23 protein-coding genes are annotated in these 23,521 nt (G+C 74.4%); 8 read left to right on the top strand and 15 right to left on the bottom strand.

The window, feature by feature from the left end; genetic code table 11:
* Window positions 1–19: 19 nt before the first annotated feature.
* Genes JOE63_RS21760 through JOE63_RS20045 form a run of 3 tightly spaced genes read right to left on the bottom strand, consistent with a single transcriptional unit; the run spans window position 20 to window position 3,529 of the window.
* Window positions 20–2,221, bottom strand: a complete 2,202-nt coding sequence (locus JOE63_RS21760) for an ABC transporter permease (RefSeq protein ID WP_204543205.1) — start codon at window positions 2,219–2,221, stop codon at window positions 20–22.
* A gap of 25 nt (window positions 2,222–2,246) precedes the next feature.
* Entirely contained in the window at window positions 2,247–3,128 is an 882-nt protein-coding gene (modA, locus tag JOE63_RS20050; RefSeq protein WP_204543203.1) for a molybdate ABC transporter substrate-binding protein, read from the bottom strand.
* Window positions 3,125–3,529: a TOBE domain-containing protein gene (locus JOE63_RS20045; RefSeq protein WP_087470087.1), complete on the bottom strand. Its 405-nt coding sequence runs from the start codon at window positions 3,527–3,529 to the stop codon at window positions 3,125–3,127. Before JOE63_RS20045 ends, modA begins: the two co-directional genes overlap by 4 nt.
* Before the next feature lie 183 nt (window positions 3,530–3,712).
* On the opposite strand from JOE63_RS20045, the gene JOE63_RS20040 reads away from it, so the two are divergent.
* The gene (locus tag JOE63_RS20040; RefSeq protein ID WP_307840261.1) at window positions 3,713–4,201 is read left to right on the top strand and encodes a GNAT family N-acetyltransferase; all 489 of its coding nucleotides are present in this window, start codon (window positions 3,713–3,715) and stop codon (window positions 4,199–4,201) included.
* Between the two features lie 185 nt (window positions 4,202–4,386).
* On the opposite strand, the gene JOE63_RS20035 is transcribed toward JOE63_RS20040, so the two are convergent.
* From JOE63_RS20035 to JOE63_RS20015, 5 genes are all read right to left on the bottom strand, one after another.
* A complete protein-coding gene (locus JOE63_RS20035; RefSeq protein ID WP_204543201.1) occupies window positions 4,387–4,953 on the bottom strand; it encodes a DoxX family membrane protein in 567 nt (188 codons plus the stop codon).
* A 186-nt stretch (window positions 4,954–5,139) separates the two neighbouring features.
* The gene (gene narI / locus JOE63_RS20030; RefSeq protein ID WP_204543199.1) at window positions 5,140–5,898 is read right to left on the bottom strand and encodes a respiratory nitrate reductase subunit gamma; all 759 of its coding nucleotides are present in this window, start codon (window positions 5,896–5,898) and stop codon (window positions 5,140–5,142) included.
* The gene (narJ, locus tag JOE63_RS20025; RefSeq protein ID WP_204543197.1) at window positions 5,895–6,650 is read right to left on the bottom strand and encodes a nitrate reductase molybdenum cofactor assembly chaperone; all 756 of its coding nucleotides are present in this window, start codon (window positions 6,648–6,650) and stop codon (window positions 5,895–5,897) included. Before narJ ends, narI begins: the two co-directional genes overlap by 4 nt.
* Window positions 6,647–8,491 carry a nitrate reductase subunit beta gene (gene narH / locus JOE63_RS20020; protein WP_307840260.1) on the bottom strand — a complete coding sequence of 615 codons (1,845 nt, stop codon included), beginning with the start codon at window positions 8,489–8,491 and terminating at the stop codon, window positions 6,647–6,649. Before narH ends, narJ begins: the two co-directional genes overlap by 4 nt.
* Window positions 8,492–8,576: 85 nt before the next feature.
* Window positions 8,577–12,551: a nitrate reductase subunit alpha gene (locus tag JOE63_RS20015; RefSeq protein WP_239576783.1), complete on the bottom strand. Its 3,975-nt coding sequence runs from the start codon at window positions 12,549–12,551 to the stop codon at window positions 8,577–8,579.
* A gap of 249 nt (window positions 12,552–12,800) precedes the next feature.
* Between JOE63_RS20015 and JOE63_RS20010 the strand changes: the two genes are divergently transcribed.
* Window positions 12,801–13,310 (top strand): MogA/MoaB family molybdenum cofactor biosynthesis protein, encoded by a 510-nt coding sequence (locus tag JOE63_RS20010; RefSeq protein WP_204543195.1) that lies wholly within the window; start codon window positions 12,801–12,803, stop codon window positions 13,308–13,310.
* A gap of 10 nt (window positions 13,311–13,320) precedes the next feature.
* Here JOE63_RS20010 and JOE63_RS20005 read toward each other — a convergent pair whose 3' ends face one another.
* From JOE63_RS20005 to moaC, 4 genes are read right to left on the bottom strand one after another with little or no spacing between them, the layout of a single operon-like run.
* Window positions 13,321–13,557, bottom strand: a complete 237-nt coding sequence (locus JOE63_RS20005) for a MoaD/ThiS family protein (protein WP_204543193.1) — start codon at window positions 13,555–13,557, stop codon at window positions 13,321–13,323.
* A gap of 3 nt (window positions 13,558–13,560) precedes the next feature.
* A complete protein-coding gene (locus JOE63_RS20000; RefSeq protein ID WP_204543191.1) occupies window positions 13,561–13,854 on the bottom strand; it encodes a DUF6457 domain-containing protein in 294 nt (97 codons plus the stop codon).
* Window positions 13,851–14,507, bottom strand: a complete 657-nt coding sequence (mobA, locus tag JOE63_RS19995; RefSeq protein ID WP_307840258.1) for a molybdenum cofactor guanylyltransferase — start codon at window positions 14,505–14,507, stop codon at window positions 13,851–13,853. The genes JOE63_RS20000 and mobA overlap by 4 nt, the downstream gene beginning before the upstream one ends.
* Complete coding sequence (gene moaC, locus JOE63_RS19990; protein ID WP_204543189.1) at window positions 14,504–14,986, bottom strand: cyclic pyranopterin monophosphate synthase MoaC; 483 nt, start codon at window positions 14,984–14,986, stop codon at window positions 14,504–14,506. The genes mobA and moaC overlap by 4 nt, the downstream gene beginning before the upstream one ends.
* An 89-nt stretch (window positions 14,987–15,075) precedes the next feature.
* Between moaC and JOE63_RS19985 the strand changes: the two genes are divergently transcribed.
* On the top strand, window positions 15,076–15,747 hold the full coding sequence (locus JOE63_RS19985; protein WP_204543187.1) for an AIM24 family protein: 672 nt from the start codon (window positions 15,076–15,078) through the stop codon (window positions 15,745–15,747).
* 9 nt (window positions 15,748–15,756) lie between these two features.
* Here the strand turns inward: JOE63_RS19985 and JOE63_RS19980 are convergent, their stop codons facing one another.
* Complete coding sequence (locus JOE63_RS19980) at window positions 15,757–17,088, bottom strand: molybdopterin molybdotransferase MoeA (protein ID WP_204543185.1); 1,332 nt, start codon at window positions 17,086–17,088, stop codon at window positions 15,757–15,759.
* Between the two features lie 107 nt (window positions 17,089–17,195).
* Between JOE63_RS19980 and JOE63_RS19975 the strand changes: the two genes are divergently transcribed.
* From JOE63_RS19975 to JOE63_RS19965, 3 genes are all read left to right on the top strand, one after another.
* Window positions 17,196–17,948 (top strand): PAS and ANTAR domain-containing protein, encoded by a 753-nt coding sequence (locus JOE63_RS19975; protein ID WP_204543183.1) that lies wholly within the window; start codon window positions 17,196–17,198, stop codon window positions 17,946–17,948.
* Window positions 17,949–17,985: 37 nt separating this feature from the next.
* The gene (locus tag JOE63_RS19970) at window positions 17,986–18,846 is read left to right on the top strand and encodes an SDR family oxidoreductase (RefSeq protein ID WP_204543181.1); all 861 of its coding nucleotides are present in this window, start codon (window positions 17,986–17,988) and stop codon (window positions 18,844–18,846) included.
* A gap of 322 nt (window positions 18,847–19,168) precedes the next feature.
* Entirely contained in the window at window positions 19,169–19,984 is an 816-nt protein-coding gene (locus tag JOE63_RS19965) for a GAF and ANTAR domain-containing protein (RefSeq protein ID WP_239576781.1), read from the top strand.
* A 66-nt stretch (window positions 19,985–20,050) separates the two neighbouring features.
* Here JOE63_RS19965 and JOE63_RS19960 read toward each other — a convergent pair whose 3' ends face one another.
* On the bottom strand, window positions 20,051–20,785 hold the full coding sequence (locus tag JOE63_RS19960; RefSeq protein WP_204543180.1) for a PAS and ANTAR domain-containing protein: 735 nt from the start codon (window positions 20,783–20,785) through the stop codon (window positions 20,051–20,053).
* Window positions 20,786–20,877: 92 nt separating this feature from the next.
* Between JOE63_RS19960 and JOE63_RS19955 the strand changes: the two genes are divergently transcribed.
* Window positions 20,878–21,363, top strand: coding sequence for a DUF6328 family protein (locus tag JOE63_RS19955; protein WP_204543179.1), 486 nt, complete (start codon window positions 20,878–20,880; stop codon window positions 21,361–21,363).
* A 64-nt stretch (window positions 21,364–21,427) separates the two neighbouring features.
* On the opposite strand, the gene JOE63_RS19950 is transcribed toward JOE63_RS19955, so the two are convergent.
* Entirely contained in the window at window positions 21,428–22,672 is a 1,245-nt protein-coding gene (locus JOE63_RS19950; RefSeq protein ID WP_239576779.1) for an MFS transporter, read from the bottom strand.
* Between the two features lie 117 nt (window positions 22,673–22,789).
* On the opposite strand from JOE63_RS19950, the gene JOE63_RS19945 reads away from it, so the two are divergent.
* Complete coding sequence (locus JOE63_RS19945; RefSeq protein ID WP_157759483.1) at window positions 22,790–23,494, top strand: DUF1361 domain-containing protein; 705 nt, start codon at window positions 22,790–22,792, stop codon at window positions 23,492–23,494.
* The last annotated feature ends 27 nt before the right edge of the window (window positions 23,495–23,521 follow it).

Here is a 23,521-nt window from a genome sequence, read left to right as displayed (position 1 = left end):
CGACCCCGGGTTCGGCGTGTCAGTGGGGGTGGATGCGCACCTCGGCCGCCTTGACCACGAACCAGACGCGCTCGCCCGGGGTCAGGCGCAGCTCGGCGACGGCGCGCGGCGTGAGGTCGGCGGCGAGGTGCGGGGCGTCGTGCCCGACGGCGGTCGTCGTCACCGCGGCCTGGCCGCCCCGGTCCTCGCCCGCCACGCGGCCCCACACGCGCAGCAGCGGCCCGTGCGGCTCCACGCTCGTCACGACGACCCGGTACGCGTTGCGGGGACTGCCCTCGGGCGTCGCCCGGTGGACGGCGACCGTGCGCGGCTCGAACACCGCGACGGCCCCGTCCCCGGCGGCGAGCGGCTCGCCCGCCGTCCCGCGCACACGGACCTCCGTGCCGTCGACGACGAGCGTCGCCTCGCGTGCGGCGGCCTCCGCGTCCGGCGCCGCGTCGGTCGGGGCGAGAGCAGCGTCCGCCCCGTCGACGCCGGGCCCGCCCGACTCCGTCCCGAGGCTCCCCACCGTGACGGGCTCCGGCACGGCGACGTGCACGACGCTCCCCGCGAGCAGGTTGACGCCCGCGAGGCGGGCCGCGAACCGGGACCGCGGCCGTGTGAGGACCTGGTCCACCGGCCCGTCCTCGACGACGTGGCCGTCCTCCAGCACGACGACGCGGTCGGCCAGCAGCAGCACGTCGAGCAGGTCGTGGGTCACGAGGAGCGTCGTGCGGGGCCGCTCGCGCTGCGCGTGGTGCAGCACCGACCGCACGTGCTGCGCGACGCCGACGTCGAGCGAGGCGAGCGGCTCGTCGAGCAGGAGCACGCGCGGGTCGGTGACGAGCGCCCGGGCGATCGCGACACGCTGCGCCTGCCCGCCCGAGAGGTCGGTCGCGCGCCGGGGCGCGAGGTCGGCGGCGCCGACGTGCCCGAGCGCGGCCCGGGCCTCGCACCGGGCCCGGGTGCGTGGGACGCCCCGCGCCCGGAGGCCGAACGCGACGTTGTCCTCGACCGACAGGTTCTCGAAGAGCAGCGGCCGCTGGCTCAGCCACGCGAGCCGGCGACGTCGCGGCGCGACGCGCGTGACGTCGTCGTCACCGACGGCGACCCGGGCGTCGTGCACGTCGCCGGGCGGGAGGAGGCCCGCGACGACCTGCACGAGCGTCGACTTGCCCGCCCCGTTGGCGCCGAGCACCGCGACGACCTCGCCCGGCGCGAGGGCAAGGTCGACGTCGAGGCCGCGGTCGGGGACGACGGCGCGTACGGCGAGCGCGGCGGGGGCCCCGCCGGTGCGGGAGGTCGGGTCCGCGGCGGCTGCCGTCGCCCGGGCGTCGCTGCTCCTGGGCGAGACGTCCTCCCGGACGAGCCGACCGCCGTCGGGCAGCGTGCCCGACGCGCGCGCGTCCCGGCTCCCTCGCCGCGGACGGGCCGTGCGCGCGTCCGGGCCGCCGAGGACGCGCGGGCCGTGGACGGCCGCCGTGATGAGCACCGCGACCACGACGAGCACGAACGACAGCGCGACGGCGGCGTCCGGGTCGGCGCTGCGCTGGAGGTAGATCTCGAGCGGCAGGGTCTGCGTGACGCCCTGGAGCGCGCCCGCGAACGTGATGGTCGCGCCGAACTCGCCGAGCGCTCGCGCGAACGCGAGCACCGCGCCCGACAGCAGCCCCGGCAGGACGCGGGGGAGGGTCACGCGGCGCAGCACCGTCGTCGGGCGGGCGCCGAGCGTCGCGGCGACGTCCTCGAGGCGCGTGTCCTGCGTGCGCAGCGCGCCCTCCAGGCTCAGGACGAGGAACGGCAGCGCGACGAACGTCTGTGCCAGCACGACCGCGGTCGTGGTGAACGCGATCTCGATCCCCAGCACCTCGAGGTGCTGGCCGATCAGCCCGCGGCGCCCGAACGTGTGGAGCAGCGCGATGCCGCCGACCACGGGCGGCAGGACGAGCGGGAGCAGCACGAGGGCCCGCGCGACGCGCTGCCCGGGGAACGTCGTGCGCGCGAGGACGAGCGCCATGGGCGTGCCGAGCAGGACGCAGCACAGCGTCGCGACGAGCGCGGTGCGCAGCGACAGCCCGAGCGCGTCGAGCGCGGTCGGGGACGTCACGAGGGCCCAGAAGCCGCCGGTCCCGTCCGGCCCCGGCGCCAGCTCGACGCGCGCGACCATCGCCGCCACGGGGACGACGACGAACAGCGCGCCGAGCAGCGCCGGGACGAGGACCCAGCGGGGGAGCCCGCGCATCAGGACCTGCGGGACGGTGCGGACGTCACGGCGCCGCCGCGTCCGGGGCGCCGAAGCCCGCCGCGGCGAGCGCGGCCTGCCCGGCGTCGCCGGTGACGAGGTCGATCCAGGCCTGCGCGAGCTCGACCTGCCCGGGGCCGGCCTCCTCGGCGGCCGCGACGAGCGCGATCGGGTAGACGTTGAGCGCGGCGTCGGTCTCGGGCACGTCGACCACGTCGACGTCGTCGCCCGCGAGGGTCGCGTCCGTGACGTACACGAGGCCCGCGTCGGCCTCGCCCGACGTCACCTTGGCGAGGACGTCCGTGACGTTGGCCTCCTCGCTCACGCGGTGGACGGTGACGCCCGCGGCCTCGGCGACCGTGTCGGTCGCGCCGCCGCACGGGACCTCCGGCGCGCAGACGACGACCTTGACGTCCTCGCGCGCGAGGTCGGCGAACGTCTCGACGCCGGCGGGGTTCCCGGGCGGGGTGACGATCGTCAGCGTGTTCGTCGCGAACGCGACGGGGTCGGACGCGTCGCCCGCGTCGACGACCCGGGTCATGTTGCGCTCGTCCGCGGAGGCGAAGACGTCGGCCGGTGCCCCGGCGAGGATCTGGTCGCCCAGGTCGGACGACCCGGCGAACGACAGCGCCACGGTGACGCCCTCGTGCTCGGCCTCGAAGTCGGCCGCGAGATCGGTGAACACGTCGCGCAGCGACGCCGCGGCGAGGACCGTGAGCGTGCGCTCCTCGGCCGGCGTGCTCGCGGCGTCCGTGGCGGCGTCCGACGACGCGGCGTCGTCCCCGGCGTCCGCGCCGGTGCCGCACGCGGCGAGCGCGGCGACGAGGGCCGCCGTCCCGAGCGCGGCGAGGGCTCCTCGGGCGCGGCGGCGCGAGGTTGTCGTGCGGGGGCGTGCGGACGCGCTCACGCGGTTCCTCCAGGGGTCTCGACGATGACGGTCGTCGCCTTGACGACCGCGACGGCCAGGCTTCCGGGCTCGAGGCGCAGCTCGCGCACGGCCTCGGTGCTCATGAGGGAGACCACGCGCTGGCCCCCGCAGAGCATCTCGACCTGGGACATGACCGTGTCGCTCACGACGCCCGTCACGATCCCGACGAACCGGTTGCGTGCCGAGCGTGCGACGCCCGAGGGGTCGGGCGTCGGGTGCGACTGCGCGACGGCGAAGCGTGCGAGCTCCGCGCCGTCGACGACCTTGCGCCCGGCGTCGTCGACGCTCGCGGCGAGGTCGCCGGCGTCGACCCAGCGGCGGACGGTGTCGTCGCTGACTCCGAGCAGGGTCGCGGCGTCACGAATCCGAAAATGCGGCATGGTCGCGACGATAGACCCGCATCTGCGGAGTGTCACGCCGCGGGACCGTGGGAAACCCCGCGCGACGACGTCACGCGCCGGAGTGCGCGCCGAGTGGTGCACGTGCGCTCGATGGGCGCACCTTGACGTGCACCGCTCGTACGTCCGTGCATCGCTCGACCGGTGGTGTGGCAGGCTCGGCGGGTGAACGAGACGACGACCCGGGCGGACGTGCGCGTCGCCGTCGAGGACCCGACGGTCGAGGACGTGCTGGCGCTGCTGCAGGAGCACCTGGACGAAATGTACGCGACGTCGCCGCCGGAGAGCGTGCACGCGCTGGACGTCGAGCGGCTGCGCGCGCCGGACATCACGTTCGTCACCGCGCGGTCCACGGACGGCGGACTCCTCGGGTGCGGCGCGCTCAAGCAGCACGACGCGACGCTAGGCGAGCTCAAGTCCATGCGCACGACGGCGGCCGCGCGGGGCCGGGGCGTCGCCGCGACGGTCCTCGTGCACCTGCTCGACGTCGCGCGCGACCGCGGCCTCGACCGCGTGAGCCTGGAGACCGGCGCGGAGGACTACTTCGCCCCGGCGCGCCGTCTGTACGTGCGCCACGGGTTCGTCCCGTGCGCCCCGTTCGCCGACTACACAGACGACCCGAACAGCGTGTACCTGACGCTCGCGCTCGCCTGACGCAGCCGTCTCCCCCTGAGGTAGAACCTCCGGTCGTGAGAGAGAGCTCGCCGTGTTCTACGTCGCGACCGGAGGCTCTACCTCGCGACGGCGTGGTCGGCGCCCCGACAGACAGGACCCCGTGACCGGTGCCGGTCACGGGGTCCTGTTCGTCGGGTCAGGGGAGGCGTGGGAGCGCCTGGGTGTCATGCGTCGAGCTTCAGCCGGGCACCGAGGGCGACGGCCGCCACGACGGCAGCGCCGGCGACGAGGACGACGTCCTTGAGCACGTACTGGCCCAGGAGGGTCATGCCGTGGCCGAAGAGCTCGTCGGCGAACAGCACGATCGGCGACAGGATGCCGGCCATCGCGACGGCGAGGGCGAGCAGCCCGGCCCGCAGGAGGCGGCCGGTGAGGAGGGTCAGCCCGATGAACGTCTCCAGGACGGCGGTGAAGATCACGGCCGCCGTCCCGCCGACGAGGCCGAGCGTGAGCGTCTCGACGGTCCGTGCCGCGATCGACTCCGCCGGGCTCGCGCCGGGGAAGAACTTCAGGACGCCGAACCCGAGGAACACGAGGCCGAGGGCGACGCGCAGCGCGGGGACGGACCAGCGCGTGAGGAAGCGCGCGGTGGCGGCGACGGCGGCGTCGACGCGGCCGGCCAGGCGCGCGGGCAGGACGGCGACGCGGCGGCGGGCGACGGGGGTGGTCGAGGACGCTGACGGGCGGACGGCGCGGGGACGACCAGCGGTCGTCGGGGCGGTGGTGGACATGCTCGAAACCTCTTCCGGGTGACGGTCACGGTCGGGGTGACCGCCCCTGGAAGGAGGGCGCGCCGACGCTTCCCGTGGTCACCGTCGTCGCGTTTTCACCCGGTGGCGCTCGGCGGGTCCTGCGCGCGACGAGGTGGTTTCTCGCCGCTGACCTGGCGCTTCCTGGTCCGGCTGCGCCGCCGGGGCTCACCGCCCGCGCGGGCGCTCCGAGGGGTCCCAGCCGGGCCGCGGGGCGCGCGCGGCGACCGACGCCTCGCGCGACCGGTACACGACGTACGGGCGGAACAGGTAGGGCACGGGCGCGGAGAACGCGTGCACGAGCCGCGTGAACGGCCAGAGGATGAACAGCAGGTTGGCGGCGACGATGTGGAGCTGGAAGGCCGCGGGCACGCCCTCCATGAGCGCGGGCTGCGGCTGGAGGTACCAGAGCGACCGGAACCAGGGGGAGATCGTCTCCCGGTAGTCGTACCCGTGGCCGCCGGCGAGGAGCTGCGTCTGCACGGTCGCCCACGACCCGAGCAGGATCGACGCCGCGAGGAACACGTACATGGTCTTGTCCATGCGCGTCGTCGCGCGGAACACGGGACCCGTGGTGCGGCGCCGGTAGATGAGGATGAGCAGCCCGGCGACGAGCGCGACGGCCGCGATCGACCCCATGTAGGTCGCGACGAAGTGGTAGGCGACCTCCTTGATGCCCACCGCCTCCGTCCACGACTTGGGGATGACGAGCCCCATGAGGTGCCCGAGGATCACGAACAGCAGCCCGAAGTGGAACAGCGGCGACCCGAGCCGCAGCAGCCGCTTCTCGTAGAGCTCGCTCGACCGCGTGGTCCACCCGAACTTGTCGTACCGGTACCGCCAGACGGACCCCACGACGAACACCGCGAACGTCACGTACGGGAACACGACCCACAGCAGGATCTCGCCCGTGCTCACCCCGCTCATCGCACCGCACCTCCGGTTCGGCCGGCCCCGGTGCCGTACGGCTCCAGCGCGAAGGGCTCCATCCCCACGAGCTCGGCGGGCGGTCCCGCCGTCACGAGCTCGACGTACCGCTGCTGCGTGCGCTCGTCGAGCGGCGGGAGCGTGAGGCACACGGCCTCGACGAGGCCGGTCCACGGGCTCGCCATGCTCTCGAGCGCGGTCCGCAGCACCTCGATCCCGTCCCGGTGCGAGGCGAGCAGCCCCGCCGCGATCGTCGCGTCGTCGCCCTCGGTGCGCGCCGAGAACTCGAGCACCGTCGGCAGGTAGTCGGGCAGCTCCGAGCCCGTGACCTCCCAGCCCGCGGCCCGGTAGGCCTCGACGAACGCGACGAGCGCCGTCCCGCGCCGCCGGGTGTCGCCCGCGGCGTAGTACGACAGGTACATCGAGCACTTGCGCTTGAGGTCGAACGTCGCGACGTAGCGGGCCTGGAGCTCGCGCAGGCCCTGCGCGTCCGCGGGCGCCGGCAGCGCGTCGCAGAACGCGTCGAGGCGCTCGCGGACGGGCGCGGGCAGCCCCGGCGCCGACGCCCGGACGGCGAGCGCCGCGTCGAGCACCTCCGCGTCGGGGTAGGCGAGCAGCACGGACGCCGCCATGTGGGTCGTGCGGCGCTGGGTGCCCGACGCCGCCACGGGGGCCAGGTGGTCGGGCTGTGGGCCGCGGGCGCGCGCCCCGGGCCGCAGCGCCGGGGTGGGGAGCAGCGAGCGCGTCCTCATCGGGTGTCCCCGTCGGGCTCCGTGCCGGTTCCGCTCCCCGGCGCCCCGCCTGCCGGCCGACCGGGCGCCGACGGGCCGGGGATCGTGTCGTGCCGCGCGTCCTGGCGACCGCCGGGCAGCGAGCCGGGGGCGCCGGGCGTGACGCCGCCGGTCCCCGTGCCCGCGCCGGTGCCGCCGGTCGTCGCGTCCTCGCCGGGCGGGAAGAGTCCCGGCGGACGGCCGTTGCCGTCCCAGTTGAGCAGGTTCACGCGGCCGGGCGTCGAGGGCCCGTACGCGGAGTCCGCCGTCTGGCGGGACTGGAGCACGTGGAAGTTCTCGACCGCGACGGGCACCGGGCTCCCCGACGTCTCGCCGAACGGCCCGCCGCCGGTGAGCCCCATCCCACCCATGCCGGGTCCGCCGTCGTAGTCGAGGGAGCAGGACAGCTCGTCGAGCTCGCGGGCGATCTCGGTGTGGGCGGTGGGGATGACGTAGCGGTCTTCGTACTTGGCGATGGCCAGGAGGCGGTACATGTCTTGGACCTGGGTGCCGGTCATCCCGACGGCGGCGGCGGTGCGTTCGTCGGGTTCGCGGTCGAGGTTGATGTCGCGCATGTAGGAGCGCATGGCGGCCAGGCGGCGTAGGACGCGTTCGACGGGGGCGGTGTCGCCGGCGGTGAAGAGTCCGGCGAGGTATTCCAGGGGGATGCGTAGCTGGGAGATGGCGGCGAACAGGGTGCGCCCGTCTTCGCCGTCGTTGCCCGACGCGGTGATGACGTCGACGACGGGGGACAGGGGTGGGATGTACCAGACCATGGGCAGGGTGCGGTACTCGGGGTGCAGGGGCAGGGCGACCTCGTACTTGGTGATGAGGTCCCAGATGGGGGAGCGTTGGGCGGCGGTGATCCAGTCTTCGGGGATGCCCTCTTGTCGTGCGGCGGCGATGACTTGGGGGTCGTGGGGGTCGAGGAAGACGGCGCGTTGGGAGGCGAGGAGTTCGTGCTCGTCCTGGACGCTGGCGGCCTGGGTGACCTTGTCCGCGTCGTACAGGACGAGGCCGAGGTAGCGCAGGCGTCCGACGCAGGTCTCGGAGCAGACGGTGGGTAGGCCGACCTCGATGCGGGGGTAGCACAGTGTGCACTTCTCGGCCTTGCCGGTCTTGTGGTTGAAGTAGACCTTCTTGTAGGGGCAGCCGGTGACGCACATGCGCCAGCCGCGGCACTGGTCCTGGTCCACCAGGACGATGCCGTCCTCGGCCCGCTTGTACATGGCTCCGGAGGGGCAGGACGCGACGCAGGCGGGGTTGAGGCAGTGTTCGCAGATGCGGGGCAGGTAGAACATGAACGTCTTGTCGAGCTCGGTCGCGACGTGCTCGGACATGTGTTGCAGGATCGGGTCCTGGTCCATGGTCGCGGTGGAGCCGGCGAGATCGTCGTCCCAGTTCGCCGACCAGGAGATGTTCATGTCCTTGCCCGTGAGCAGCGACTTCGGGCGTGCGACGGGGGTGTGGGCGCCTTGGGGGGCTGAGAGGAGCATGTCGTACTCGTAGGTCCACGGTTCGTAGTAGTCGTGGATGGAGGGCAGGACGGGGTTGGAGAAGATCGTGGCGAGCTTCTTCAGGCGCCCGCCGGCGCGGAGCTTGAGCTTGCCCTTCTTGGTGCGGACCCACCCGCCCTGCCAGCGGTCCTGGTCCTGGTAGGTGCGGGGGTACCCGAGGCCGGGGCGGGTCTCGACGTTGTTGAACCACACGTACTCGACCCCGGTGCGGTTGGTCCAGGCCTGCTTGCACGTGACCGAGCACGTATGACACCCGATGCACTTGTCCAGGTTCATCACCATCGACATCTGCGCCATCACCCGCACGACGCCACCCCCTCCCACGCCGACGACTGCCTGCCCGCCGCCGGGCCCCGCGCTGTTCCGGTCCGGGTCACGAGTGTCACGAGCGTCACGAGTACCGCACCTCCTGGCTGCGTCGGCGGATGACGGTCATCTCGTCGCGCTGGTTCCCCGTGGGCCCCAGGTAGTTGAACGCGTAGGAGAGCTGGGCGTAGCCGCCCGCGAGGTGCGTCGGCTTGAGGAGGATGCGCGTGAGCGAGTTGTGGATGCCGCCGCGCAGCCCGGACGTCTCGGCGAGCGGGACGTCGATCGTGCGGTCGGTCGCGTGGTGCATGTAGACGGTGCCCTCCGGCATCCGGTGGCTCACCACCGCCCTCGCCACGACCACGCCGTTGCGGTTGTACGCCTCGATCCACTCGTTGTCCGCGACCCCGATCTTGGCGGCGTCGGCGGGAGACATCCAGACGTTCGGGCCGCCCCGGGACAGGGACAGCATGAAGAGGTTGTCCTGGTACTCGGAGTGGATCGACCACTTGTTGTGCGGCGTCAGGTACCGCACCGCGACCTCGGCATGACCGCCCGACGCGGGGTAGCCCGACGGCGACGTGTCGCCCACCACCGGGGAGTCGCCGAACAGGCGGTGCATGTCGAGCGGTGGCCGGAAGATCGGCATGTGCTCGCCGAGCTCGATCATCCAGTCGTGGTCGAGGTAGAGGTGCTGGCGCCCGGTCAGGGTGTGCCACGGCTTGAGCCGCTCCACGTTGACGACGAACGCCGAGTACCGGCGGCCGCCGTGCTCCGAGCCGGACCACTCGGGAGAGGTGATGACCGGCGTCGGGCGCGACTGCACGTCCGGGAAGGTCACGCGCTTGCCCTGCTCGTCCAGGGCGAGGTCGGCGAGGCGCGTGCCCGTGCGCTGCTCGACGTGCTCGAACCCCTGCACCGCGAGCCGCCCGTTCGTCGTCCCCGACAGCGCGAGGATCATCTCGCACGCGTGCGTGTCCCGGTCCAGGCGCGGGCGCCCCGCCGTCGGGCCGTCCTGGACGAGGCCGTTGCGGCGGCCGAGGTCGGCGACCTCGGGCGCGGGCGAGAAGTGCACGCCCTTGGTGACCATGCCCGCCTTCTCCGTGAGCGGACCGAGCGACGCCATCCGGGCGGCGAACGCCGGGTAGTCCCGCTCGACCACCACGAGCTTGGGCATCGTCACGCCGGGCACGAGCTCGCGCTCCGTCACCGGGAGCCCCGAGTCGGTGAGCGCGCCGTGCGGGACCGCCATCTCGTCCGGGGTGTCGTGCGCGAGCGGCGCGGCGACGAGGTCCTCCCGGACCCCGAGGTGCGTCACCGCGAGCTCGGACACCTTCCCCGCGATCGTGTGGAAGATGTCGAAGTCGGTGCGCGTCTGCCACGGCGGGCTGATCGCGGGGTTGAACGAGTGCACGAACGGGTGCATGTCCGTGGAGGACAGGTCGTGCTTCTCGTACCACGTCGCCGCCGGCAGCACGACGTCCGAGAACAGCGTCGTCGACGTCATGCGGAAGTCGAGCGTGACGAGCAGGTCGAGCTTGCCCTGCGGGGCCTCGTCCCGCCAGGTCATCGACCGCGGGCGGCGCTCGGGGCTCGACTCCGCCGCGTTGACCGCGGCGTCGGTCCCCAGCAGGTGCTTGAGGAAGTACTCGTTGCCCTTGCCCGACGACCCGAGGATGTTCGCGCGCCACACCGTCACGACGCGCGGGAAGTTCGCCGGGTCGTCCGGGTCCTCGCACGCGAACCGCAGGGTCCCGGCCGTGAGCTCGTCGACCACGTGCTGTGCGGGTTCCTTGCCCGCCGCGCGCGCCTCGTCCACGAGGTCGAGGGGGTTGCGGTCGAACGTCGGGAAGCTCGGCATCCAGCCGCGCTGCGCCGACTCGACGAGCGTGTCCGCCGTCGTGCGACCCGAGAACTGGCCCTGCGCGAGCGGTGACGCGAGCGCGTCGGCGGGCAGCCCGTCGTACCGCCACTGGTCCGTCGCGAGGTACCAGAACGCCGTGCCGATCATCTGCCGCGGCGGGCGCGACCAGTCCAGGCCGCCCGCGTACTGCGCCCACCCGGTCACCGGGCGGCACTTCTCCTGCCCCACGTAGTGCGCCCACCCGCCGCCGTTCACACCCTGGCAGCCGGTGAGCGTCGTCAGCGCGAGCATCGCCCGGTAGATGGTGTCGGAGTGGAACCAGTGGTTGGTCCCCGCGCCCATGATGATCATCGAGCGACCGCCCGAGTCCAGCGCGTTCTGCGCGAACTCGCGCCCGATCCGCTCGGCCGCCGCGGCGGGCACCCCGGTGAACCGCTCCTGCCACGCGGGCGTCGCGGGCGACGCGTCGTCGTCGTAGCCCGCGGGCCACTCGCCGGGTAGCCCCAGCTCCGGGCGGTTCACCCCGTACTGCGCGAGCAGCAGGTCCAGCACCGTCGTGACGAGCCGACCGCCGACCCGCCGGGCCGGGACCCCGCGCACGACGACGCCCGCGCCGCCCAGGTGCGCGCCCGCCTCGTCACCGGGCGCCGGGTCGAGGTCGAACCGCGGCAGCGCGACCGCGACCGTCTCGTAGGTGGCCCCCACTGCCTCTGCAGCCGTCTCGCCTCTCGCCGAGGACCCCTGGTCCGCCGAGGTAGAGCCTTGGTCCGCCGAGGTAGAGCTCTGGTCGGCCGACGGCGGGCGCTCGGGGACGGTGTCGCGGGTGGGGGCGGTCTGCGGGGCGCCCCAGAAGACGCCGTGCGGGTCCGCGACGGAGAGCAGGGGATCGATGTCGCCGAGGTCGAGGTTCCAGCGGCCCGCGTCGGCCTCGCCGTAGCGGTGGCCGAGGCTGCCGTTCGGGACGCGCGGCGTGCCGTCGGCGTCGAGCACGACGGTCTTGAAGCGGGCGTTCGAGGAGGCGGCGTCGTCGTCGCCGGGGCGCCCGACGCCGTCGGGCAGGTCCGCCGCGGTGAGGAACTTCCCCGGGACGAACGTGGCGACCGGCCGGTCGTCGGGGTTCCCGTACCCGTCGCCGTGCTCGTCGAGGACGACGAGGTTCGGGAGGTCGGTGAAGCGCGCCGCGTACTCGGCGAACTGCGGCGTCCGGCGCCGCGCGTAGTGCTCGGTGAGGATGACGTGGCCCATGGCCTGGGCGAGGGCGCCGTCCGTCCCCGGGTGCGGGGCGAGCCACTCGTCGGCGAACTTGGTGTTGTCGGCGTAGTCGGGGGAGACGACGATCACCTTCTGGCCGCGGTAGCGGGCCTCGGTCATGAAGTGGGCGTCGGGGGTGCGGGTGACCGGGACGTTGGAGCCCCACATGATGCAGTAGGTGGAGTTCCACCAGTCGGCGGACTCGGGGACGTCGGTCTGGTCGCCGAACACCTGCGGGGAGGCGACCGGGAGGTCGGCGTACCAGTCGTAGAACGAGAGCATGGTGCCGCCGAGCATCTGCACGAAGCGCGCGCCGACGCCGTGGGACACCATCGACATCGCAGGGATGGGGGAGAACCCGGCGACGCGGTCGGGTCCGTAGGTCTTGATGGTGTGCACGTGGGCGGCGGCGACGATCTCGGCGGCTTCGTCCCACGACGCGCGCACGAGCCCGCCCTTGCCGCGGGCGGACTTGTAGCGCCGCGCGCTCTCGGGGTCGGTGGTGAGTCGCTCCCAGGCCAGCACGGGGTCGCCGGTGGCGGCGCGGGCGGCGCGGTAGACGTCCAGGAGGGTGCCGCGGACGTAGGGGTAGCGCACGCGGGTGGGGGAGTAGGTGTACCAGGAGAACGCGGCGCCGCGGGGGCAGCCGCGGGGTTCGTACTCGGGGGAGTCGGGGCCGACGGAGGGGTAGTCGGTCTGCTGGGTCTCCCAGGTGATGATGCCGTCCTTGACGTAGACCTTCCAGGAGCAGGACCCGGTGCAGTTCACGCCGTGGGTGGAGCGCACGACCTTGTCGTGCGACCAGCGGTCGCGGTAGAACACGTCGCCCTGGCGCCCGCCGGTCAGGAACACCTGCCGCAGGTCGTCCGACACCTTCCCGCGCCGCAGGTGCTTGCCGAGCCGCAGCAGCGCGTCCTCGACGGGACCGTCCGACGTCGTCGTCATGCCGCGCTCCTGCCGCCGGTGGCCGTGGAGGGCCGGGCACGGAGCGGCCGCGAGGGTCCGCGCACCGGCGACGCTGACGGCACGGACACGTACGACATGCGGGCCTCCTGGGGCGAGCAGGGACGGCGGGGGTCGGTCCACAGCCACTATGCCCAGAACGGGCGGATCGCGCGCGCCGAGCGCGCCCCCGTCCGACGCCCCGTCCGACGCCGCGCCCGACCCGGCCACGCGGGTCGCTACCGTGGCGCCATGAGCGCACCCACCGGACGGGCCGCGGACGCGACCGTCGCCGTCGTCACCGTGTCCGACCGCTGCGCGCGCGGCGCGGCGGAGGACCGCTCGGGCCCGCTCCTCGCGGGGTTCCTCGGGGCCGCGGGGTGGGCGGTCGTGACGGACCTCGTGCCCGACGGCGTCGCCTCCGTGCGCGACGCCGTCGCCCGCGCCGTGGCCGGGGGAGTGCGCGTCGTGCTCACGACCGGAGGGACCGGCGTCGGCCCGCGCGACCTCACGCCCGAGGGGACGCGCGAGATCGTGGAGCAGGAGGTTCCCGGGATAGCCGAGGAGCTGCGCCGGCGCGGCGCCGCGCACGTCCCGGCGGCCGTGCTGTCGCGGGGCCTCGCGGGGATCGCGTCAGGACCGCAGGGCCGGGTGCTCGTCGTGAACCTGCCCGGCTCGACGGGCGGCGTGCGGGACGGATGGGTGGTCCTCGAACCGCTCCTGCCGCACGTGCTCGCGCAGCTCGACGGCGGCGACCACTGACGAGCGGGCGTCAGCCCCCCGCGAAGGGCGGCAGCACGTCGACCGTCTGGTCCGCGCCGACCGGGGTGTCGTCGCTCGACGCGCGCACGCCGCCCACGAGGAGCGAGCAGCGGGGGAGCACGTCCGCCAGGGCGGCGTGCCGCGCGACGAGCGCGGCGTGCAGCTCGCCGACCGTCGTCGCGTCGACGCTCTCCGTCTCGGTGCCGGCGGCCTCGCGCGCCCCGGCGAAGTAGCGGACGGTCGCCATCTCTCAGTCCTGCGTCTCGGCCTGTGCCGCGGTGCCGGGCAGCTCGGGCTCCGGTGTCCACGCGAGCGCGAGCGCGCCGGCGCGGTCGAGGACGTCCTGCACGGTGCGGCCCGACCCGTCGTGCGCGGCGAGGCCGGCGACGTAGCCCGCGACGAACGTCGTGAGGGGTGCGGCGGGACGCTCGATGCCGTGCGCGGCGTCGCGCGCGAGGTCGAGGATCGCGCCGATGTCGACCACCTGGGGGTCGAGGTCGAGGTCGCTCGCCAGCGCGTCGACCCAGCGCTCGAGGTTCGTCATCGTGGCCTCCTGCTGTCGTCCGGGGTGTCGTCGGGCTCCGGTGCCGCACCCGCGCCCAGGCGGCGGTCCTGCTCGCGGGCATCCTCCCACGTGTCGACGTCGTCGGTGGCGCCGTCCTCGTCGGGGACGGCGAGCGCGGGCAGCCCGGCGACCAGGCGGCGCACCGACGCGCCGTGCACCGCGGGCAGAGCGCCGAGCGCGCCCTGGAGCGCCGCGCGCTCGTAGAGCCCCACGAGCCACTGGTCGCGCCCGTCGCGCACGCCGTGCACGGCCACCTCGTGGGTCCGGTGGCGCGCGGCGGCGAGCAGCGCGGGCACCGCCTCCGCGGCCCGGGGGACGTCGCACGCGAGGACGAGCACCCAGGGCGCGCCGCCGTCGTCGGGCCCGGGCAGAGCGCCCAGCCCGGCTGCGATGCCGGCGACGGGACCGCCGAACGGCGGGTCCTCGCGCGTCAGGGAGTAGCGGCCGGGGTCGGCGAGCTCGTCCGGCCCGACGACGACCGTCCGCCCCGCGCCGGCGGTCGCCGCGAGCGCGTGCTCCAGCAGCGGTCGGCCCCCGACGACGACGCCCGGCTTGGGCGTCCCGAGGCGCTCGGCACGGCCCCCGGCCAGCACGACGGCGTCGAAGACGAACGCCGGGCGGGTCTCCGTCACGGCTCGCGGTGCCAGTCGCCGGACTTGCCCCCGGTCTTGGCGACGAGGCGCACGTCCGTGAGCTCGACGGACTTGTCGAGGCCCTTGACCATGTCGACGACCGCGAGCCCCGCGACCGCCACGGCGGTCAGCGCCTCCATCTCGACGCCCGTGCGGTCGGCGGTGCGCACGGTCGCGGTGACGTCGACGCCGTGGTCGCCCACGACGAGGTCGACGACCGCGCCGTGCACCCCGATGACGTGCGCGAGCGGCAGCAGCTCGGCGGTCCGCTTGGCGCCCGCGATGCCCGCGATGCGCGCGACGGCGAGCACGTCGCCCTTGGGGATGGTGCCGTCGCGCAGCGCCGCGACGATCTCCGGCGAGCACCGCACGACGCCGGTCGCCGTCGCGGAGCGGACGGTGGGTTGCTTGGCGGTGACGTCGACCATGCGCGCGTGCCCGCGCTCGTCCAGGTGCGTGAAGTCGTGCGTGGCGCTCATGGCGCCACTCTCGCACGCGCGACCCGCCGCGCGGACGGGCCGGAGGACCTTCGCGTGCGACGGTCGCCTCCACCCGCGAGGATCGGTGCATGCGCAGCTCACTCCTCGACCATGCCGAGCGCTCCGTCGAGCCCGGCTCCTTCCAGCTCCAGAACGACCGCATGCTCAAGGTGGACCTCCGCGGCACGGGCGGGTTCTTCTTCGCCAAGCAGGGCTCGATGGTCGCCTACCAGGGCGACGTCGACTTCGCGTACGAGGGCAGCGGCGGCCTCGGCAAGATGTTCAAGAAGGCCTTCACGGGCGAGGGCATGTCGCTCATGAAGGTGTCCGGGACCGGCGACGTCTTCCTCGCGCAGGAGGCGGACCAGGTGTTCGTGCTCCACCTGGAGGACGAGGGCGTGACGGTCAACGGCGCGAACGTGCTGGCGTTCGAGAGCTCGCTGACCTGGGACATCAACCGCGTCGAGGGCGCCTCGATGCTCAGCGGCGGCCTGTTCAACACGACGTTCACCGGCACCGGCGCGCTCGCCGTGACGGCCTTCGGCACGCCCGTCGTGCTCGACGTCGACGTCCCGACATACGTCGACATGCAGGCCGCCGTCCTGTGGTCCACGTCGCTGCAGTCGTCGATCCGCAAGACGGCGAAGCTCGCCGCCGCGATCGGTCGCGGGTCCGGGGAGGCGTACCAGCTCGCGCTCACGGGGCAGGGGATCGTCGTCGTGCAGGCGTCGGAGGGCCACCCGCCGCCCGCGCAGAAGTGACCCCGGCGGTCAGTCCAGGAGCAGGACCCGGACGGCGTCGCCGGGCTCGACCGACGTGATGTCGGCGCCGACGACGGCGAGCGCGTCGGCGTGCGCGAGCGCGCTCACGCGGTGCGAGCCGGACCCCCGCGCCTCCGCGGGGTCCGCCCCGCGGTCGCGGTGCCGGCCTGCCGGGACGACGTGCGCGCTGTCGGGCTCGGTGTGGCGCACGAGCACGAGCTGCTCGCGCCCCGCCGGCGAGGACCAGCCCTCGGCGGCGACGCGCGCGACGAGGGCGCGCCCCGACCCGGGGACGCCGCGCAGGCGGTCCAGCACCGGACGCACGAACAGCTCGAACGACACGAACGCGCTCACCGGGTTGCCGGGCAGCGCCAGCCACGGGACGCCGCGCCACCGCGCGAGGCCCTGCGGCTTGCCGGGCTGCATCCCGACGGCGACGAGCCGCGCGTCGTCGACCGCGCCCGCCCAGGGCGTCCCGCGCCGGGTCCCGGGGTCCAGGACCTCGCGCACGACGTCGAACGCGCCCGCGCTCACGCCGCCCGTGCTGACGAGGAGGTCGGGCGGGGCGCCGTCGAACGCGCCCAGCAGGTCGTCGAGGGCCGCGACGAGCGCGGCGGCCGTGTCGCCGACCGCGCCCCGCCGCACGACGCGCGCCCCGGCCGCGCGCGCCGACGCGGCGAGCAGGACCGAGTTGGAGTCGGGGATCCGACCCGGGCCCGGCGCGGTCCCCGGCGCGACGAGCTCGCTCCCCGTGGAGAGCACGGCGACGCGCGGCGCGCGGTGCACCCGCACGGTCGCGTGCCCCGCGGACGCCGCGACCGAGACGTGCCGCGCCGTCAGCACGGCCCCCGCCCCGACGACCACGTCGCCGCGGCGCACGTCCTCTCCCCGCGCCCGCACGTTGCTGCGCGACGCGTCGTGGACCTCGACGGTCGCGGGGCCGCTTCCCGGTGCCCCGGGCGTGAACCGCCCGGTCGACGTGCGCTCGACCGGGACCACGACGTCGGCGCCGCGGGGCACCGGTGCCCCGGTCATGATCCGGACCGCCTCGCCGGCCCCGAGGAGGGCGTCGAGCCCCGGCGCCCCGGCCGCGACGTCGCCGACCACGCGCAGCGCGACGGGCGAGCCGGTCGTGGCCCCGGCCACGTCGGCCGACCGCACCGCGTACCCGTCCATCGCGGACGCGTCGAACGCGGGCGCGTCGAGCGTCGAGACGACGTCGGCGGCGAGGACCGCCCCGACCGCGTCCTCGAGCGGGACGTCCGTCGACGGCGTCGGGCGGACGAGCGCGAGCGCGTCGTCGGCGTGCTGGGCGATCGTCCGGCGCGGCTCGCGGGTCATGCCCCGCACCGTAGCCGAGCCCGGGTGCCGTCCGCCGGTGGGTGGGCTAGGTTGGGGACCGGAGTCATGAAGCGGCCCGCAGCCCCCCGAAACTTGGGAGGACAACCATGGCCTCGATCTCCGCGACCACCACCCCCAGCCCGGAGCAGACCGCGCCCGTACGACCCGCAGCCCTCGCCGAGGTGCTCGCCGTCGGCACGCACCTCCTCGTGGGTCAGTACCGCGTCGAGCTGGGCTCCGGGTCCTGGTGGTGGTCGGACGAGGTGTACACCATGCACGGCTGGACGCCGGGCGACGTCGAGCCGAGCCTGGACGCCCTGCGCTCGCGCAAGCACCCCGACGACCGCGCCCGCGTCGTCCGCGCCGCGACGGAGGCGATCCGCTCCGGCCGACCGTTCTCCTGCGCCCACCGCATCGTCGACGGGCACGGCAAGGCCCGGTCCGTCGTCGTGACGGGGCAGGGGCGCCGGGACGCCCGGGGCCGCGTCGTCGAGATCGCCGGGTACGTCGTCGACGTCAGCCCGACCCACAAGGAAGCGCTCGAGCGTGAGTCGCAGCGCGCCGTGACGCGCGCGTTCGTCAGCCAGGCCGCGGTCGAGCAGGTCAAGGGCGTGCTCATGGCCGTGCACGGCGTCGGCGACGTCGCGGCCGGCCAGCTCCTCGCCGAGGCCGCGGGCGAGGCCGGCGTCCCGGTCCAGGAGACCGCTACGCAGGTCATGCGCGCGCTGAGCAAGGCCGGCGGGGTGGGCCCGACGGCCGAGGCGACGGTCGCGGGGGCGCTCGCCGCCGTGCGCCCGGTTGCCCGGCCCCGCGCGCACGACGCCCAGCTCGCCCGACGTCGCGAGCCCGCACGCTCGTGAGCAGAAGGACCCCACCTCGACGGTACGGAGGCACGACATGACGGACGAGACCGCCTTCCCGGCCCAGCAGCAGGATCCGCCCGGCCTCACGAGGCCGATGGACCCGGCGCCCGACCACGGCGAGGAGTCCTACCGGGGGAGCGGGCGGCTCGAGGGCCTGCGCGCGCTCGTGACCGGCGGCGACTCGGGCATCGGCCGCGCCGTCGCGATCGCCTACGCGCGCGAGGGCGCGGACGTCGCCATCGGTTACCTGCCCGAGGAGCAGGAGGACGCCGAGGAGACCGCGCGCTGGGTTCGCGAGGCAGGCCGCACGTGCGCGCTCCTGCCCGGCGACCTGACCGACGAGGCGACCGCCCGCGGCCTGCCCTGGCGCGCCGTCGAGGAGCTCGGCGGGCTCGACGTCCTCGTCAACAACGCCGGGTTCCAGATGGCGCGGCGCGAGTCGATCGAGGACGTCACGACCGAGGAGATCGACCGCGTCCTCAAGACGAACCTCTACGCGCTGCTCTGGATCACCCAGTCGGCGCTCGAGCACCTGGGGGAGGGGTCGGCGATCGTCAACAACTCGTCCATCCAGGCCTACCAGCCCTCGACGTCGCTGCTCGACTACGCGTCGACCAAGGCCGCGATCAACAACCTCACGGTGAACCTCGCCGCCGAGCTCGGGCCGCGGGGCATCCGGGTCAACGCGGTCGCGCCGGGTCCCATCTGGACCCCGCTCCAGCCGGCCACCCAGCCGGAGGAGAAGATCGAGAAGTTCGGTCAGGACACGCCGCTGGGGCGGGCCGGGCAGCCCGCGGAGGTCGCGCCGGCGTTCGTCTTCCTCGCCTCGCCGACGGACGCGAGCTACGTCTCCGGCACCGTCCTCGGGGTGACGGGAGGCAAGCCCGTGTTCTAGGGCCTGAAGAGACCTCCCCGCGCGGGCCACGGACGGATCGGCCGAGGGCCGCGACCCGCCCGGGAGGGTCGGAGGGCGGGCGTTCGCGCCCGCCCGGGGGCGGGTCCGTCGCGAGAGCGACGGTGCCCGTGGGACACCAGCCGCCACGCCCTGTGCGGGCGAGACGGCCACCGCCCCCGACCCGCCCGGGCTCCCTGCCCGGGCGGGGCCTCCGGCACGACCGGCGAGGCGGGCCGCGCACTGCGTCGCGGCCCGCCTCGCCGGATACCGGTCGCCTCGTGCGCGAACTACGCTGGGGCCGGGAGCCGTGAGGGAGGCCGGGATGACGAGCATCGAGCAGAGCGTCGAGCAGGGCACGGTCGGAATGCCCGCGGGCCCCGGTGCCACCGTTCCCACCCCGCAGGCGGAGACGGTCGCCGGCGTCCCGGAGATCGTGGGCGGCGCCGACGAGCAGAGCGTCGCCGGGCTCGTGGCCGACGCCGCGCGGGCCCTGGCCGACGAGCCGACCCTCCAGCAGACGCTCGACCGCGTCGTCGAGCTCGCCGTCTCGATGGTGGACGGGTGCGAGTCCGCGGGCATCTCGCTCGTCACGCGGGGGCGCATCGAGAGCCCCGCCGTGTCGGACCCTCTCGTCGCGCGCGGCGACGCGCTCCAGTACGAGCTCCGCGAGGGACCCTGCCTGGACGCGGTGCACGACCACGCGCTCGTCGAGTCGGGCGACATCGAGACCGACGCGCGGTGGCCGCTGTGGGCGCCGACCGTCGCGCGCGAGCTCGGGGTCCGGTCGATGCTGTGCGTGCAGCTCTACACGTCGGAGAACGCGCACGGCGCGCTCAACATGTACTCGACGTCGCCCGACGCGTTCGGAGCCGACGACCACCACCTCGCGTCCACGTTCGCCGCCGTCGCGGCGGCCGCGATCTCGGCCGCGCGGACCGAGGAGCAGCTCCAGTCCGCCGTCCAGACGCGCACCCTCATCGGGCAGGCGCAGGGCATCATCATGGAGCGCTACTCGCTCACGGCCGGGCGCGCGTTCGCGGTGATGAGCCGGGTGTCCCAGGACGCGAACATCCGGCTCGTCGACATCGCGCGCCAGATCGTCGAGACGAGGCGCATCCCCGGGGTCGGGACGGACTGAGGCGGGTCGCTCGCGTCCCGGCGCCGACGGTTCGCGCCCGGCCCGGCGTCGGACGGGCCGGCCCGGTCAACCGAGAGGTGACCGGGGCCGGGCGTCGTCCACGTCGCCGAGGAGCCGGTCGACGCGGCGCCGAGTCGCCTCGTCCGCGGCTCCGTGCCCGGTGGCCGCGCCGTCGACGACACCCGCGACGAGCCGCCGGGCGAGCTCGCGCACCGGTACGTTCGCGTCGTTCGAGCGGCGGCGCAGCACCTCGAACGCGTCGTCCGGCCCGATCGCGAGCGTCGTCATGAGGACGCCCTTCGCCTGCTCGATGACCGAGCGGGACGCGTCCGCCGCGCGGATCGACGCCGTCGCCTCCCGACGCGCCGCCTCCTGGTGCGCGGTCGTCAGGTCGACGAAGTACCCGACGACGGCCGACCACGTGACCCCGCCGTCGAGGCGGCGACCCTGCGCGGCGACGGCGAGCGTGCGAGTCCGCCCCGTCGCGTCCACGATGCGGTGCATGGACCCGAACGGCTCGCCGGTGCGCGCCGCCTGCGCGAGCTCGCTCGCGACGCGCTCACGGTCCTCGGGGTGCTTGTGGGACAGGACGAGGGCCGTCGTCGGGACGACCTCGCCGGGCGCGAAGCCGTGCATCTCGTACACCTCGTCCGACCACCACCACGTGTCCGTGGCGACGTCGACGCGGAAGCGTCCGACCGGCTGGGGGTCACCCGGGCCGAGCGCGGCGAGAAGGTCGGCGAGAGCCGGAGGGACGACGTCGTCGGGTTCCGCGACGTCGGAGGGCAGGGCAGCGTCCATCGATGGGGGTCCCCGGAGATCGATCAGGACGGAGCCGATTCCTGACCCCAGCAGGAGGAAGATTATCCCAGCGGCGACGACAGGGAGGACTCATGACCCCGCAGGTCAGCGACGGGCGTGACGAGTCGGCCGACGAACGGTCGGACCGGAACTGGGCCGAGCTGCTCCAGGAGCTGCGCGTCATGCAGATGGGCGTGCAGATCCTCACGGGGTTCCTGCTCACGCTGCCGTTCCAGCAGCGCTTCGGCGACCTCGACACGTTCCAGACCGGCGTCTACCTCACCCTGGTGGCGCTCGCCGTCCTGTCCACCGGCCTCTTCGTCACGCCCGTGAGCCTGCACCGCGCGCTGTTCCGCAAGCACCGCAAGACGGCGCTCGTCACCCTGAGCGACCGCATCGCCCGGGTCGGCGTGCTCGTCCTCGCGTTCGTCGTCACCGGGACGGTCCTGCTCGTCGTCGACGTCGTCGTGAACCGCGCGGCGGCCCTGTGGTCGAGCGGCTGCGCGCTCGTCCTGCTCGTCGGCCTCTGGTTCGTCCTCCCGCGCCTCGTCGCCCGCCGGTCCGGGACCACCGTGTGACGGCTGGGCGGGAAGCAGGGTTCTACCCCGCGCGACCGGGGGTTCTCCTTCCAGGGCCGGCGGCTCAGGTCGAGGCGGCGGCGCGGGCCTGGACGCCGCGACGGACGGGGCCCAGGGTGAACAGCAGGGTGACGAGGGCGGTCAGGGCGAGGAGCGCGAAGCCGAGGCCGTAGGTGCCGTTGAGCTGGTAGACGACGCCCATGAGCAGCGGCGGGATGAAGCCGCCGAGGCCGCCCGCCGCGCCGACGAGGCCGGTGACGGCGCCGACCTTCTCGACCGGCGCGACCTTCGAGACGAGCGCGAACGTCGCGCCCGACGACGCGCCGAGCGCGGCGGCGAGGCCGAGGAACGCGACGGTCCCCACCGGCACGAGCGACGGCTGGAACGCGACGACCGCGGCGAGCACCGTCACGACGGCGAAGCACACCACCGAGACGGGGACCCCGCCGAACCGGTCGGAGAGGGCGCCGCCGACGGGCCGCATGAGGACCGCGAGGACCACGAACCCGGCGGTCCGGGCGGCGGCGTCGGAGGCAGTGAGGTCGTAGGCGTTGACGAGGAACGTGGGCAGGTAGACGGAGAACGCGACGAACCCGCCGAACCCGACGGCGTACAGCCAGGAGAGCTGGAGGGTGGCGGGGAGGCGGAACGTCGCCCAGGTGCGGGACCAGAACCCCCCGGCGGGGGCGGTCGCGCGGCCGGGCGGGACGCGCAGCAGGAGCCACGACACGACGGCGAACACGGCGAGGACGGCGGCGACGAGGAGGAACGGCGCGGCGTCGCCCCACGCGTCGCGGATGCGCACCGTGGTGAACGCGGAGATCGCGGTGCCGCCCATGCCCATGCCGAAGATCCCGACGGCGGTGCCGCGGCGGGCGGGCGGGTACCAGGCGTTGACGAACGGCACCCCGACGGCGAACGCGGTCCCGCCGAGGCCGAGGAAGAAGCCGCCGACGAGCAGCGCGACGAAGCTGTCCGCGACGAGCCCGACGAAGAGGACCGGAAGGATGGTCAGCGCGCTGACCAGGGGGAACATGACGCGCGCGCCGTAGCGGTCGGTGAGCGCGCCCACGGGGATGCGCCCGAGGGACCCGACGACGACCGGCACGGCGACGAGGACGGACACCTGGACGTCGGTGAGGTGGTAGAGCTGCCCGTACGCCGCGCCCAGCGGGCTGATGAGCGCCCACGCCCAGAAGTTCACGGCGAACCCGATCGTCGCGAGGACGAGCATGAGGGTCGGGGAGGGGGACGGAGACGTCGTCGTCGGGGCGGGGGCGGCGGCCCCGCTCGCGTCCTGCTGCGCCATGGCGACTCCTGGTGGGAGGTGCCCGCCGGCGGGCACGGGGAGGTCGTTGCGTCGAGCGACTCCACGCTAACGACGCTCGCCGCGCCCCGCGCGGCGAACCACCCGTACCGTGGGGGCGTGCTCGACTGGCTCTTCGGGGGCGTGGCCCTGCTCAACGTGTACGCGCTCGCCCTCGTGGTGCTGCGCGCCCCGCTGTACCGCACGCGTCTGTACCGGCCCATGCTGCTCAACATCGGGCTGTCGATCGCGCCGGTCCTGGTGCTGGGTCTGGTCGTCCTCGTGGACGCCGTGCTCATCGCGGGCGGCGCCCCGCCGTGGGTGATCCTCACGGTCGCCGTGGCCGGCTTCCTCGTGTGGCTGCTGCTCCTGCCCAACGCCGGGTACCTCGTCACGGAGCTCAACTACAGCCACCGGCAGGAGGGCGAGGACGTCCCGCTCTGGTACGACATCGTCGCCGTGCTCACGCTTGCGATGTCGGGCGTCATGAACACGGTCGTGAACGTCTTCCTCGCGCAGGCGCTGTTCGTCATCGTGCTGTACCCGAACGACGACGACCCGTTCCACCGGCCGGCCTCGTGGATCGCCGTGCTCGTCGTCCTCGCCCTGGTGTCGGTGGGGATCTACCTGGGCCGGTACGTGCGCTTCAACAGCTGGGACCTGGCCCACCCCGTCGAGTTCGTGCGCAAGCTCGTCGCGCACCTCCGGGCCCGGGGCGCGGTGCGCAACGCCCTCCTGTTCGTGCTGCTGCACACGCTGTTCTTCGCGTTCATGTACGCGATCGTCATGGGTCCCGTGACGACCCTCCTGGTCCGTGGGGCCTGACGAGGGCGTCGTCCGCCCCGTAAGATG

Origin of the sequence: Cellulosimicrobium cellulans (assembly GCF_016907755.1) — a bacterium.
GTDB lineage: Bacteria > Actinomycetota > Actinomycetes > Actinomycetales > Cellulomonadaceae > Cellulosimicrobium > Cellulosimicrobium cellulans_D.
Note: the sequence above shows the minus strand (reverse complement) of the source record. Positions and strands in the feature narration are given on the sequence as shown.